Origin of the sequence: Bacillus sp. FSL L8-0152, from assembly GCF_038006365.1 — a bacterium.
GTDB classification, from domain to species: Bacteria; Bacillota; Bacilli; order Bacillales; family Bacillaceae_G; genus Bacillus_A; species Bacillus_A cereus.
Window position 1 is genome coordinate 379,080 of the sequence record NZ_JBBOVB010000001.1, and the last position, 14,857, is coordinate 393,936.

A 14,857-nucleotide genomic window follows, 5' to 3' on the forward strand; every position below is an offset into this window, starting at 1 on the left:
ACAATTATGGTTATGAAAATTAAAGGTACAATGGAAAACTTTGAAGCGAAAAAACAAGCATATATGAATCTGGTGAAAGCGGAAGATACAAAAATGGAGGATTTATCTGCAGCATTTGATGATATGTTTGATACTCTTGTAACGGATTTATCAGAAAAAATTTCAGCACAAGCACGTATCGAAGCGCAAGACGCTCAAATTTTGACGTCACGTGGACAAAACGTTTTAACGTCTGAAGAACGTAAATTCTTTAATGCAGTTGTACAAGATGGGGGATTTAAGGATGATTCAATTCTTCCATATACTACACAAGAACGTGTATTTGAAGATTTAGTAACTGAACATCCATTACTTGAAGCAATTGGAATGCAAGATTTAGGAGCAGTAACGAAGTTTATTTATTCTGACGCAACAAAAGCGTATGCATGGGGAGAATTATTCGGTGATATTAGAGGACAAATAAATGCAGCCTTTAGAGAAGAACAAATTGGACAACTTAAATTAACTGCATTTAGCGCTGTTCCAAATGACATGCTTGAATTAGGTCCAGTATGGGTTGAGCGTTACGTTCGAACATTATTAGTAGAAAGTTATTCTGTTGGTTTAGAGTTTGGCTTTGTAAATGGTGGCGGATCAGTAGCGCATCAACCAGTAGGTTTAATGAAAGATGTAAATGCAACTACAGGCGCAGTTACTGATAAAAAATCATCCGGCACATTAACATTTGCTCCTTCTGAAAATGGTGAAGTAATTGCTGGTGAGCTTTATGAAGTAGTAAAAGCTTTATCTGTTGATGGAAAAGGAAAATCTCGTAAAGTGTTAAATAAAATTGTGATGGTTGTCAATCCTGTAGATGCAATTGGTGTACAAGCACGTAACACAATTCAAACTGCTAATGGCCAATGGGTAATGGCATTACCTTATAACATTCAAACTGTTGAATCTGAAGAAGTTCCAGTTGGAAAAGCGTTATTCTTTGTGAAAGGACAATATATCGCAGCAATAGCAGGTGGATACAAACTTAAAAAGTTTGACCAAACATTAGCGATTGAAGATGCTACGCTTTATACAATCAAACAGTTTGCTAATGGTAAACCAAAAGATAATAAAGCGGCTCTTGTTTATGATTTAAAAATTTCTTTTACACCACCAACTCCACCAGCAACTAAATAAGGAATGATGTGAATGGATAAGGTAATTTCAAATGAAATATTACAGCAATTCAAAGATAGGATGCGATTAGGTGATGATGAAGATGACAACCTGAGACGCATCCTATTTGCATCCAATGAAGATTTAACTAGGGTTTGTGGTAATTACAATCTTAATATTGACGAGGTGTTCAAGGAATTAGTCTTTGAACGTTCTCGTTATGTTTATAACGATGCCTTAGAGTATTTCGATAAGAACTTTTTAAGCCAGATTAATAGTTTAAGCATTGGAAAAGCTTTAGAAGAAATTAAGTTGGACGGTGATTAATATGCGTCCTTTTCAGTATAAAAAACCATTAAATACAGGTGATTTCAGGAATCGAATTAGCATTGAACAACCTGTAGTAATAAAAGATGAATTAAACCAAGTAATCGAAACATCTTGGCAAGAATTAAAGAAAGCCTGGTCAATGATAAAAACGGTGAAAGGTTCCGAGTACATTGAAGCTTCGGCTTCACAAGCTACACGAGTTTATCGTTTTGTGATTCCTTATACTTCTGATATTACAGAATTAATGCGAATTAAAATGAAGGATCGTATCTTTGACATTATCGAACCGCCAATGAATGATGATGAAATGTATCAAACATTGACTATTATCGCAAAGGAGCATGTTTAATATGAACGATTTTACGAGTGAACTTGCTAGAGAATTACAAAGATATGCAAATGTTGTGGAAGAAGAGTTAATGACAGCAGAAGAAGAAGTAGCTGATATAGCTGTAGAAAAATTAAGGCAAGGTAGCCCTAAAAAAACAGGTGCATATCGTAAAGGTTGGCGTAAGAAAAAAGAAGGTAATGGTGTTGTTATCCATAATACACAAGGACAATTAACACATCTTTTAGAAAAAGGACATGCGAAAGTCGGTGGTGGCCGTGTACCGGCACAAGTTCATATCCTTCCAGTTGAACAATATGTAATTGATGAGTTGCCAAGACGTATTGAAAGGGCGCTTGAATAATGACATTAGGTGAGTTAATAAAAATCCTTGAAGCTACAGGTTATCCTGTGGCTTATTCGCATTTCATAGCAACACCAGGTAAGCCAGTACCAGCGCCAGCGCCACCTTATATTTGTTTCCTTGTGGATGGATCAGCAAATTTAATGGCTGATAACAAGGTGTATCACAAGATAGACGATGCAAATATTGAACTTTACACAACTAAAAAAGATTTAGTTGCTGAAGAAAAACTTGAAAAAGTCCTAGACGATCATGAAATTCCTTATGACTCGTACGGGACTTTTATTGAATCTGAAAAAATGTATCAAAAAATATATGAAACGAGGTTGATATAAATGAATGAAAATAAAGTAGCTTTTGGTCTGAAAAATGTCCACTATGCACTCTATGAAATTAAAGATGGTGCAATTACATTCAGTACACCGATTCGATTGCCAGGTGCAGTTGAATTAACCTTTGATCCACGAGGAGATCTAATTGAGTTCTACGCTGATGACATGCTTTACTATGCAGCAAGTAATAACCAAGGTTATGATGGGACGCTATCTATTGCGACTATTCCAGAGCAATTTGCAGTTGATGCATTGGGAGAGGAATTAGACACAGAAGATGGTGTATTAAATGAATTAGCTGACGCAAAAGGAAAACCATTTGCTTTATTGTTTGAATTTGATGGCGATGTACGAGCGACTCGACATGTTATGTTTAACTGTTCAGCAAGCCGTCCAACGATTGCCTCTAAAACGAAAACTAATTCAGCAGAGCCAAATACAAATGAGCTTAAATTTGTATCAAGCCCTATTGATATTAATGGAAAACGTATGGTTAAAACGAAAACTACAACTAAATCAAAACAAGAAATTTATGATAATTGGTACAAAAAAGTGTATACAAAAGTACCTGCAGTACCAAAAGGGGCGTAAGTGAATGGAAAAGACAATTACAATAGACGGAAAAAAAGTCAGATTAAAAGCTACAGCAGCAACAGTTAAACGATATAAAGCACAATTCCGACGAAATTTATTTGCAGATTTGATGGGATTAGGGGCAATTAGTGCAGTAACTTCACCAGGTGGCTCACAACAACCAATTGATATGTCTAATGTTGATTTAAGCAATGTGGATTTTGAACTTATTTATGACTTAACTTGGTTATACGCTAAAACAGCTGATCCGAATATTCCTGATCCTATGACATGGCTGGATGAATTTGAAGAATTCCCAATTGAAGAAATTATGCCAGAGGTAATGGAATTAGTTCAGCTCACTATGGGAGCAAAAAAAAAATAAAGAAAAACAATGGAGAGCAAGGGGCATTCAGTGATGAAGAATTTACCACTGAATTGTTTCTTGCTCTTTGTTATAAAGCAAATTTAACACAAGGTGATTTAGAAGAAATGACCGTTGGTGATTGCTTTGATTACATTGCTGAATTCGCTGAGTTAGAGAATCCAGATAAAGAAAAAATTAGAAAAGCAGGTCAAAAAGACTTCGATTCATTCTAAGAAAGGGGTGAGAAAATGGCAGGAAGAATTAAAGGGATTACGATTGAAATTGCCGGAGAAACCACAGGACTTCAAAATGCTTTAAAAGATGTAAATAAACGAAGTAATGATTTAACTAAAGAACTTAAAGACGTTGAACGGTTGTTAAAGTTTGACCCTGGGAATATTGAGGCACTTTCTCAAAAACAAAAATTACTTACGCAACAGATTGAAAATACAACGCAAAAGCTAGATAAATTGAAAGCAGCGGAACAACAAGTACAAGCTCAATTCCAAAACGGTAAAATTTCTGAAGAACAGTATCGTGCATTTAGACGTGAGATTGAATTTACAGAAGGGTCACTTAATGGTCTTAAAAATAAACTAGGAAACATGAAAGCTGAGCAAGAGAATGTAGCGAGTTCCACAAGGCAATTAGAAACATTGTTTAGAGCTACAGGAAAAAGCGTCGATGATTTTGCAGGAGCATTAGGAAATCGTCTTGTGAATGCAATTCGAAATGGAACAGCTACAAGTCGTCAGTTAGAGCAAGCGATTGGAATTATTGGCCGCGAAGCATTAGGGGCAGAAACAGATATAGAGAAATTACAGCGAGCACTACGATCTGTAGATGCTGGTAATTCAATTCAGCAAGTACGAAATGAACTGAGAGATTTACAACAAGAAGCTGGAAGAACTGAGAAGAAGTTTGAAGGTCTAAAAGTTGGATTAGAAAATGTTATCGGTGGAATGGCAGCTGGTGGCGGAATTGCAACGGCTATTGAAAAAGCAATGGATATGTCAAAGCTACAAACAAAAATTGATATTTCTTTCGATGTTCCTGAGTCCTCAAAAAAATCAGTAGAGGAAGCAGTAAGAGGCATTTCAGCATATGGATTAGATGCTGAAGAATCGCTTGAAGGTGTAAGAAGACAATGGGCTTTAAATAAAAATGTTAGTGATGAAGCAAATGCTTCATTTGTAAAAAGCGCAGCTGTTATCTCTAAAGCATATGCAGGTATAGATTTCACTGAATTAATTCAAGAAACAAATGAAATAGGAAATGAATTAGGGATTTCCCAAGAAGGCGCTCTCGGTATGGCTGATGCCTTATTAAAAATGGGTTTTCCACCCGAACAATTAGATATTATCGCTGAGTATGGTGGTCAGCTGACGCGAGCAGGCTACAATGCTGAAGAGGTCCAAGCAATCATGGCAGCTGGGGTTGAAACAGGAACATGGAATTAGATTATAGTTCCCTTGTATGGCGACATGCAATGAAAAACTCCTTTAATTCAGTGAAACTCTCAAATGAGACAATACTGAGCGAAGCCTTTTAATTAAGGAACGTGCAACGACTAGTCGAAAGATGTAGGGTGTAAGCGAATGACACTCGAAACGGGGAGCAACTCAAGTAGTTGAAGATATAGTCTAATCTATGCGGTGACGTATAGCAGTTCATAAGAGAACGGGCGTGACGTTGCGAGTCACGTTGAATACAAATGATTGATAATCTTTTAGATGGACTAAAAGAAGGTCGTATCAAAGCGGCTGAATTCGGTCAAGGCGTCGATAAAGCTATGAAAGAAGCACTTGAAGGTACACAAATTTCAGCGGAACAAGTTCAAAAATGGGGTCAAGCTGTCGCTAATGGTGGTAAAGAAGGTTCAGCAGCTATGACCGAGATTGCACAAGCCTTATCGCAAGTTGATGATGAAACCAAGCGTAATGAATTAGGTGTTAAATTTTTCGGTAGATGATAAATTGTGCCGAAGTAAAATCGCGGTATAAAGCAAAGAGGGTGCGAATCCTAATTTGAACCGAAGGCTATACAAAGTATAGTCAGGGGCAGAGCATAGAGGGTGAAAAGATATAATTCCTCCACGAGACCGCGACACTTTTTAGTGAATACATATGCCGAACTTACAGGAAATGAACTGTAAGAAGTAGAGGATAAAAAGCCTCTACGATAACAAAATGACAATGTATGAAGATCAAGGGCAAAACATCATTAATACTTTGCTAGGTGCGAAAGATAAAACGGTTGATTTTGGAAAACAACAAGATAAATTGAATGATTCCATTAAGAAAATGGATGCAAACCCAGCGGTTAAATTCCAAAAGGCAATGCAAGATTTACAAATGGCTCTCAAACCTGTTCTTGGAGTTATCGCTGATGTTGTTGCTAAAATAGCGGATTGGATTTCTAACAATCCTAAATTAGCGGCTACGTTGGCAGCTATAGCAGTAGCTATTGGTGTAATTTCAGGAGCATTTATGGCTTTAGCACCAATCGTTGTCGTTATATCGAGTATAGGGGCTGCAATGATGGGATGGGTAGCATTAATTGCTATTGTTGTAGCCGCGGTTGTTGCTTTAGGTATTACTATATATCAAAATTGGGATTCTATAAGTCAATGGACGATAGACACCTTTAATTCTATAGGTGAATATTTATCTGAATTGTGGAGTGGAATAGTCGAAACAGCATCATCTTGGTTATCTTCGCTTGTAGAATCAGTGTCTGGATGGTGGGCTTCTCTAGTAGAATCAACGACAACGTGGCTATCTTCACTTGTCGAAACGGCATCGTCTTATTGGTCATCCCTAGTAGAAACGGCTTCTACATGGCTATCTTCTCTAGTAGAAACAGCCTCAGGATGGTTTTCTTCTTTAATTGATACAGCTGTAGGTTGGCTCTCCTCTTTGGTTGAGACGGCATCTACTTGGTGGTCATCATTGGTAGAAACAGCAACTCAATTTTTCATGCAACTATACCAAAAATGGCAAGAAATTTGGAATTCTATACTTACATTCTTAGATCCAATTATTTCATTAATTTCAACGGTACTACAAGCTGGATGGCTATTAATCCAAGCTGGAGCGCAAATTGCTTGGGCGGCAATATCTCAATATATTATTCAACCAATTCAACAAGCTTATGAATGGGTAAGTACAAAAATTGGCGAATTAGTTACATGGCTTGGTACACAATGGGAAATTGCAAAAGCGGTAGCGCAAGTTGCGTGGGGATTATTTAAACAATATATCATTCAACCGGTTCAGGAAACTTGGACTTTAGTGAAGCAAAAATTTAGTGATTTAGTTTCTTGGCTTGGTTCACAGTGGGAATTAGCGAAGTCTTACACACTAGCAGGGTGGAATTTAATAAAACAGTATGTTATTCAACCGGTTCAAGAATTGTGGAATACAACGAAACAAAAGCTTTCAGATTTAGCTAACTGGATATTAGGAAATTGGGAATCTATAAAATCGTATACACTCTCAGCCTGGAATTTAGTGAAGCAATATGTTATTCAGCCAGTAACAGACGCTTATAATCAGGCAAAGCAAAAATTTACTGATTTATATAATTCAGCTAGAGAAAAATTCGATTCCGTAAAGAATGCAGCGCAAGAAAAATTTGAAGCAGCGAAACGATTTATTATTGATCCAATTAAAGATGCGGTTGATAAAGTAGAGCGATTTGTAGATAAAATCAAGTCATTCTTTAGTAATTTAAGATTAAAAATACCATCTCCAGAAATGCCTAAATTACCACACTTTAGCTTGCAGACTAGTACATGGACAGTTATGGGGAAAAATATCACTATTCCATCAGGCGTTAATGTGGACTGGCGTGCAAAAGGTGGTATCTTCACTAAGCCGACAATATTCGGAATGAACGGTGGCAATCTACAAGGGGCTGGCGAAGCTGGTGATGAAGCTGTTTTACCTTTAAATAAAAAGACACTTGGAGGTATTGGTGCGGGAATCGTAGCAGCCATGCCTCGAGGTCAATTTGCTATGTCAGGTGAAATAAATCAATTAATGAGTGACATGGGACGTATGATGACTAGTTCCGCAAGCCAATTGGCAGGACTAAAAAGTGTCATGAGTGGTGTGTATGGAAATATGTCGAATAGCAGACAGGCGATGACAAATAGTGTATCAAATCAAGTTGTTAATAATTCTTTTGGTTCATCAAGTAATGGAGTAACCCCAATGCTTGGCGGTGATTTAGTTGTTGAAGTTCCTGTTGTTTTAGATGGACGAGATGTGGCACGTGGTACTTATCGATATACAACCGAGTATCAAGAAAGAGAAGAAAAAAGAAACTCAGACTTTTAGGTTTGGGTTTCTTTTATTTTATAAAGAAATGAGGTGTCAAAATGAGCTCTTTCAAATTTAACAATGAACGTAAAAAGTATATCCAAATTGCAAAAGGGTGGAAAAGACCAACTTGGGCACCATTGAAACGGAATTTTCTACGTACCCCAGGATATCCAGGAGCAAGATTATTAAATACACAAACCGAAATGCGTGTTTTATCAATTCCTGTAGGGATTATAGTTCCTGGTGATACTGATTTAGAAATGTTAAAAGAAGAAATTGCAAGTTGGTTAATAACAGATCAACCAGTAGAGCTTATTTTTGATGTAGAACCCAATAGAACATATTTAGCAGTTGTGGATGACAGTTTTGATCCAGATGAGTTTGTAACACTTGGAATAGGAACACTTAAGTTCATTTGTCCAATGCCATATAAGTTAGGTCCTATACAAAATAAAACCCTTGCTATTGAGAACAGTGACTTAAAGTCTAACTTTATTAACAAAGGATCTGTAGAGTCTAATCCAATTATTGATATAACTGTAGGGGCAAAGAGTCCTTTTCTGGATGTATGGAACGGGCTAGAGTACTTCAGACTTGGTTATCCAGTCCCAATACAGACGGTTGTGGTATCTAGAGAGGAACGTATTTTATGGGATGAAATGACGGACTTAGCCAAATGGACACCGTATACTCAAAAAATCGGTTATATTCAGCCCGCAGGTAGTTTTAAAGTATGGCAAGGTTACGCATTCTATGCTGAAGATTATGGTAATGGTACCGCATGGCATGGACCTGTAATGACTAGGGCAATCCCTCAAGATGCTACTGATTTTATTTTAGATTGTCAATTCACACTACAATCTACTAGGGTTGGTCAAATGGGTTCTGTAGCTGTATTTCTTCTAGGAGATAATGATGAAGTTATGACTATGCTGGATTTAACAGATTACTACAATACTATGCAGAATATTAATGCTAGAGTTGGTGTAGGTTGGATGGAATCCGAAGTCAATAAAGATAACTATAGAATTATCGAATCTACAGGTGGTATTCGTGAAGGATCGTTCAATGACTTTAGAGGTCATTTGTCAATGAAACGCGAGGGCAACAAGTGGTTTGCTAAAGCATCTAAATATAGAACGAATACAGAGATTGATAACGATACTGAATTAGATTATTGGATAGATATAAGCAATACATCTAAATACACAAGTATGAAGCCCAAAAAAATTGCTGTAGCAGTTACTAAATACGGAAATAATGATGCGATGGAAGTCGCATTTATTGAAGATGTTAAGTTTTACAAGATTAATCATTTCGATAAAGATGTAACACCTTATATTTTTGATATAGGAGATAAAATTCAAATAGACACAGAAAGATCGTTAGTAACAATCAATGGAACAAATGCGATTGCACTAAAAGATATATTTAGTTCATTCCCTGTTATAAAGAGAGGGAAAAATGAAGTTATAATACGTCCAGCAAATGTAGGAATAGCAAAATTAACGTATAGGGAGCGATTTAGATGAGTACACCAAGTGGAGACTTACATGTTGTTGATTTTAAAACAAATCAAATCGTTTCAGCCGTACAAACTAAAGACTATTGGGATGACAAACGACATTGGGAAATTAAAAATAATATTGATACTCTAGAGTTTAGGGTATTTGAGAATACAGATCATGCAGTGACACTTGTACAACAAAATTTAGTACTAAAGGAAGTACGTGGCGGTAGAATCATTCCTTATGTCATTACAGAAACGGAAAAGGATTCTAAGGATAGATCATTAATGGTTTATGCATCTGGTGAATGGATTCAGCTTGCTAAAGCAGCAATTATAGAGCCACAAAAATTGGAAAGCAAAACATTAAAACAGTGTATGGAAATAGCTCTTAAAGGGACGAAGTGGAAAATAGGTAAAACCGAACATGATGGAGCACATTCAATGGAAATTGAAGAATTTACAAATCCATTGGATTTTCTTAAACAAATTGCCGCTTCATTTGAAATAGAAATTCAATATCGAGCTGAAGTTGTTGGTTCTAAAATTGTTGGTCGTTATGTGGATATGGTTAAGAGACGAGGGCGAGATACAAGAAAAGAAGTAACCTTTGGTAAAGATTTAATAGGAATTAAACGTATTGAGAACTCTCAAAACATTTGTACAGCCTTATTAGGTTTTGTGAAAAAAGAAAATGGAGAATTTATTACAATCTCATCCATAAATAAGGGTGTTCCTTATCTTGTGGATGATGCAGCTTATCAACGCTGGAATGAGAACGGAAAACATAAATTCGCTTTCTACACTCCACAAACAGACGACCAAAATATGTCTCCAGAAAGACTTTTAACTTTAATGAAAACGGAAATGAGAAAGCTTGTGAATGCTTCCGTTTCTTATGGAGTCGATGTACAAAATATAGCTAGAATACCTAATTTATCACATGAAGAGATCAATGAAGGAGATACAATTCGAATTATAGATGAAGGGTTTACACCTAAGTTGTATCTTGAAGCGCGAGCTATTGCTGGTGATGAATCTTTTAAAGATCCTATACAAGATAACTATGTATTTGGTGATTATCGTGAAATCGTGGATCAAAATGATGAGTTGCGAAGATTATACCAAAAGATACTAAGTTCATTGTATGACAAGGTTCCGCAGGAGTTATTTGACCAATTAAATAATAAAGTAAAGGAACAAAACAAAGACATCATTGATGCTAAAGATAAAGCTGATCAGGCTCAAAAAGAAAGCCAAACAGCAAAAGACTTGGCAGAAGCAACACAAAAATATATGAATCAAAATCTTGTAGATATTATAGAAGGAGATAATCCACCTACTACTAATCTTAAACCTAATAAAACACTATGGCGTGATATTAGTAATGGTAAGCCTGGTATTTTAAAAATATGGACAGGTGTATCGTGGGAACCTGTTGTTCCTGATACAGCTCCATTACAGCAAAGTATTAAAGATGTTAAGAAAGATATTGAAACAGCTAAAACGGAATTAAATCAAAAGGTTCAAAGTGTGGAAGGTAAAGCGCAAGAGATAGCTGGACAAATAGTGGATGTTCAAAAGCAAGTTAATGGCAAAGTGGATCAAACATGGATTAATACACAGTTAAAAGATAAAGCCGATAAATCTGGAGTGTTTACAAAAGAGGAAATTAACAATGGTTTTATAGGGAAACAAATCTATGAAACTGATAAACAAGGGAATGTACAGAAATTCAAGGATATTAATACATCGATTGGTCAAACAAATGAAGCTCTTACACAGAAAGCGGAGAAGTCCGAATTAAAGAAAACGAATGAAGGCATGTCACAGTTGGAGCAGAAAACAAACGAGATTAAGACAACAGCTGAGGGGACGAAACAGACTCTTACAGAACTTAAAACGCAAGTAGATAATACAAAACTAGATGGACGAAATTCGCTTAAAAACTCTAATTTTTCTAGTTATATTGTTAATGATTCTATAAGTTGGGACAAATCGTTAAATGGTAATCTTCAGGCATCTGGTTGGGGAAGTGGGTATAACGGTGGTGTAGCAGATCCAACAAAAGGTTATCATGCCCATCTAGATATAACTACTTTCGGTTATCCAGTTGTAGCGTTTATTAATAAAAACAGTATTATCGGTCAAAAAAATAGATGGCTGGGTATCGCTGAAGATGTGGTTGCAGAATTTGCGAGAAATAATGTCGCGGGTAAAGAAATTACTATTAGTATGGATATTTGGTCAGATACAAAAGGTTTCCGTATAAACGGTGGGTTACATCATTTTATTGAAGGTAACACAGCACAAAGCTTTCACAGTGGTCAGTATGTGTTTAACGTAAGTGAAGTTAATAGATGGGAACGCTATACGTTTACCATGAAACTTCATGAAAAATTTGACGTTACTAAAGCTGTTAGATTGTATATATATGGTGGCGAAGGTATTGAAGGTACAGCGTATGTAAAAAACGTCAAACTTGAATTATCTAACGTTGCTACAGCATGGACTCCAGCGCCAGAAGATCAAGTAACAACAACTGATTTTACTAAAAAGACGGTAGAAATTGAGACTACTATTAAAGGGATTAACACGACGGTTTCTAATATTCAAAATGAACAAGGAAAGCTTACTGAACGTGTAATGAAATCAGAGCAAACCGCAGATGGATTTAAAACTTCTATTGAATCGTTAACAAAAAAAGATACTGAAATCAGTAATAAATTAAATACGGTTGAATCCACTGTGGAAGGTACGAAGAAGACTATTTCTGATGTGCAGCAAACAACAAGTGAGCTTAAGAAAACAACAACTGAAATTAAAGAAGAAGCAGGAAAAGTCACCGAGAAGTTGAGTAGTGTGGAGAAAAAGTTTGATGATATGAAGATTGGCGGACGTAACATTCTGTTAAGTACAGGTGGCACACTTAAATCTGACACAGGAACAACAGTGTCTAATATAGTAAATAAGTTATTTAAAATTGTGCCGGATGGTTTATCGATGCTACAAGGGCAGCAGTTTACTATTAGCTTTAAAGCAAGAACTATTGGATATGAAAAGGGAACACCGAATCCATGGGCTGGGGTAGAAGTGTGGATAAAGTATAAAGATGGTGAACAATTATGGCCTGGTGTTCGTTGCGAAAGTGATGTTAACGCAAATCAAGAATGGAAAACATATTCCTTTACTTATAATCTTAAAGATAAAGCAATTGAGGTTTTCAATCCGCAAACGCTATTACGTAATGTTAAAGGCATGATCGAATTAAAAGAATGGCAAATTGAAATTGGAAATAAAGCAACAGACTATAAACCAGCAGCAGAAGATCAAGTAACAACCGATGAATTCACGAAGAAAACAACCGAAATCGAAAAAAGTGTGGATGGTGTAAAAACTACTGTATCAACTGTTCAAAAAGACCAAGGTGCAATGCAAACTACCTTGAATCAAGTTAAACAAACAACGGATTCTAATTCACAAACCATTACAACTCTATCTCAAACACAAGGCAAACAAGGAGAAATTGTACAACAAAACACGAGTGATATCACACAGTTGAATAATCAAATTAAATCCAAAGTAACAGATACTCAAATGCAAGAATATGTAGGTGGATTAGGAAGTACAAACTTACTATTTAATACTGCATTTGAAGATCGAGTAATAAACGCTACTACAGGAGCTGTAACGAGTAGAAAACCGAGTATTTCTAAATGGGGTGTCGGTCCAAACGGCAGTAACTTTACAGCTGTACCAGAAACAGCGAGAAACCATGACGGTATGAATTCCGTTAAATTAGAATCGTCCGGGCAGACAGTAGACAGAAATGCAGCGTTCTATCAATCATTACCTGTATCTCCTAACTCCGGTGATTATGTGTTATCTGCATGGTTTTACACAGATGCAGTTGCTACCATAGATAATACAGCATTTGTAATGATTGAATTTTACAATGGTTCTACTTGGGTTACGAATAAAGTCGTACAACTTGTACCATTACTGACTAATGGATCATGGAAATTTGTTAGTGTAACTATGCCATCTCCTGCATCTAGTGTTACTACGATACGTTTCGTAGTGGTTATTAGAAAAAACGGTAGACTTTGGGTATCGCAACCACAATTACAACAAGGTATTACACCTTCTAGTTTCATGGAGAATCCGAAAGACTATGCCAACTATGACCAACTTGTAGGCGAAATTGCAAAGAAAGTGGCTACTTCTGATTTTGACAGTAAAGTTTCTAAAATGGAAACAACGATCAATCAGCAATCTAGCCGTATTGACCTAAAGGCAGAGAAAACGGATGTATACACCAAAACAGAAGCGAACGGTCAATTTGGAAGTAAGGCAATGGTGGAAAAGCACGAAAGCTCTATTACATTAATGTCTAATGAAATTAATTCAACAGTCAAAAAAGGCGATATTATTTCATCTATCAATCAAACAGCAGAGGCAGTTAAAATTAGTGCAGGTAAAATACAATTAGATGGAACAACAATAGCAAAGTATTTAGAAGCGCAGGAACTTAAAGGTACAACCATACGTACAGACAATAGTTCTAATTATGTTCACATTCAAAAGCAATTTATACGCTTGATGGAGTCAAATTTAACCCGTGTATTCCTTGGATACTATACAAACTCAGTAAAACAACTGCAACCAACGATTGTATTAGGCGGAGATGCAGGTTTTCAAGATGGTTCTGTTGTTCTCAGTCAACAACCAACGCAAGGTTTTCTAGGTACGGTAAAAGGTAAAGATGCAAATGGTGACCCTAAATTTGTAAGTTACATTTCACTAGGTAAAGATGGAACGACAAGGTTAAAAAGCGATAGCCTAATGTCGTTTGAATCTGCAGCTGGATTAAGCGCAACAATCGCTAACGGGTCTTATTGGGTGGAAGCAACAGGTGGGATTGCATTAAAAGGAGGAGCTAAATCCGTATCGTTAGATAGCCAGTCTGCTATTGTTTTCAATTTAAACGGTAAAAACATGCTTGATGTGGTCGCGACACCAAATAACGAAACTGATCTTCGTTTCCAAACAGTAACTCTACGTAATGGTATCATCGATGGATATACAACACTTCAAGTTAAAAACGGGTCAGGAAGTGCATATAACGCTGTTACGGCATCGGCATTCCAAACGGCATCGAAACGTGAGTACAAGACAAATATTCGTGACGTGCAGTTTAGCGCAATAGAAAAAATTATGGCACTTCAAATCCAACAATACAACTTGAAAACAGATATAGAAGATTTATATGAGAAGCGAATGAATCGTGTTGAAGGTGATCCAATCCTTACAACAAAGGATATAGAAACTCACTATGGGTGGATTGCAGATGATGAAAATACTCCTGAGTGTTTTGTTACAAAAACAAGAAATGCAGCTGAAATATATTCTTCAGTAGCCATTCAAATAAAGGCGTTTCAAGAAGAAAAACAAGCGAAAGATGCTGAAATTCAAGAGTTAAAAGAAGAGAATAAACAAATGAACAGTAGAATTGAAGTTTTAGAACAACTGTTACTTCAAAATTTAATTGATAAGAAACCAGAGCAGCTATAGGC

At 36.4% G+C, this 14,857-nt stretch carries 11 protein-coding genes and 2 pseudogenes; all 13 read left to right on the forward strand.

The window, feature by feature from the left end; all coding sequences use genetic code 11:
• Positions 1 to 12 precede the first annotated feature (12 nt).
• The 13 genes and pseudogenes from MHH27_RS02105 to MHH27_RS02165 all read left to right on the forward strand — a co-directional run bounded on the left by MHH27_RS02105 (position 13) and on the right by MHH27_RS02165 (position 14,855).
• On the forward strand, positions 13 to 1,173 hold the full coding sequence (locus MHH27_RS02105) for a phage major capsid protein (protein ID WP_374058638.1): 1,161 nt from the start codon (positions 13 to 15) through the stop codon (positions 1,171 to 1,173).
• 12 nt (positions 1,174 to 1,185) lie between these two features.
• Positions 1,186 to 1,479, forward strand: coding sequence for a hypothetical protein (locus tag MHH27_RS02110; protein ID WP_016125626.1), 294 nt, complete (start codon positions 1,186 to 1,188; stop codon positions 1,477 to 1,479).
• Position 1,480: 1 nt separating this feature from the next.
• On the forward strand, positions 1,481 to 1,831 hold the full coding sequence (locus MHH27_RS02115; protein ID WP_340944807.1) for a phage head closure protein: 351 nt from the start codon (positions 1,481 to 1,483) through the stop codon (positions 1,829 to 1,831).
• Between the two features lies 1 nt (position 1,832).
• Complete coding sequence (locus MHH27_RS02120; RefSeq protein WP_340941501.1) at positions 1,833 to 2,174, forward strand: HK97 gp10 family phage protein; 342 nt, start codon at positions 1,833 to 1,835, stop codon at positions 2,172 to 2,174.
• The gene (locus tag MHH27_RS02125; RefSeq protein WP_340941503.1) at positions 2,174 to 2,509 is read left to right on the forward strand and encodes a hypothetical protein; all 336 of its coding nucleotides are present in this window, start codon (positions 2,174 to 2,176) and stop codon (positions 2,507 to 2,509) included. Before MHH27_RS02120 ends, MHH27_RS02125 begins: the two co-directional genes overlap by 1 nt.
• The gene (locus MHH27_RS02130; protein ID WP_076876172.1) at positions 2,510 to 3,097 is read left to right on the forward strand and encodes a major tail protein; all 588 of its coding nucleotides are present in this window, start codon (positions 2,510 to 2,512) and stop codon (positions 3,095 to 3,097) included.
• Between the two features lie 4 nt (positions 3,098 to 3,101).
• Entirely contained in the window at positions 3,102 to 3,464 is a 363-nt protein-coding gene (locus MHH27_RS02135; protein WP_069355651.1) for a hypothetical protein, read from the forward strand.
• A 53-nt stretch (positions 3,465 to 3,517) separates the two neighbouring features.
• Positions 3,518 to 3,679, forward strand: a complete 162-nt coding sequence (locus MHH27_RS02140; protein WP_098366180.1) for a hypothetical protein — start codon at positions 3,518 to 3,520, stop codon at positions 3,677 to 3,679.
• A 15-nt stretch (positions 3,680 to 3,694) separates the two neighbouring features.
• Positions 3,695 to 4,903 (forward strand): annotated as a pseudogene (locus tag MHH27_RS02145) (hypothetical protein); the annotation flags it as partial.
• 260 nt (positions 4,904 to 5,163) lie between these two features.
• A pseudogene (locus MHH27_RS02150) lies at positions 5,164 to 5,412 on the forward strand (hypothetical protein); the annotation flags it as partial.
• A gap of 223 nt (positions 5,413 to 5,635) precedes the next feature.
• Complete coding sequence (locus MHH27_RS02155) at positions 5,636 to 7,789, forward strand: phage tail tape measure protein (RefSeq protein ID WP_340941505.1); 2,154 nt, start codon at positions 5,636 to 5,638, stop codon at positions 7,787 to 7,789.
• Positions 7,790 to 7,830: 41 nt separating this feature from the next.
• A complete protein-coding gene (locus MHH27_RS02160) occupies positions 7,831 to 9,306 on the forward strand; it encodes a distal tail protein Dit (protein ID WP_340941507.1) in 1,476 nt (491 codons plus the stop codon).
• Positions 9,303 to 14,855 carry a phage tail spike protein gene (locus MHH27_RS02165; protein WP_340941509.1) on the forward strand — a complete coding sequence of 1,851 codons (5,553 nt, stop codon included), beginning with the start codon at positions 9,303 to 9,305 and terminating at the stop codon, positions 14,853 to 14,855. The genes MHH27_RS02160 and MHH27_RS02165 overlap by 4 nt, the downstream gene beginning before the upstream one ends.
• Positions 14,856 to 14,857 lie beyond the last annotated feature (2 nt).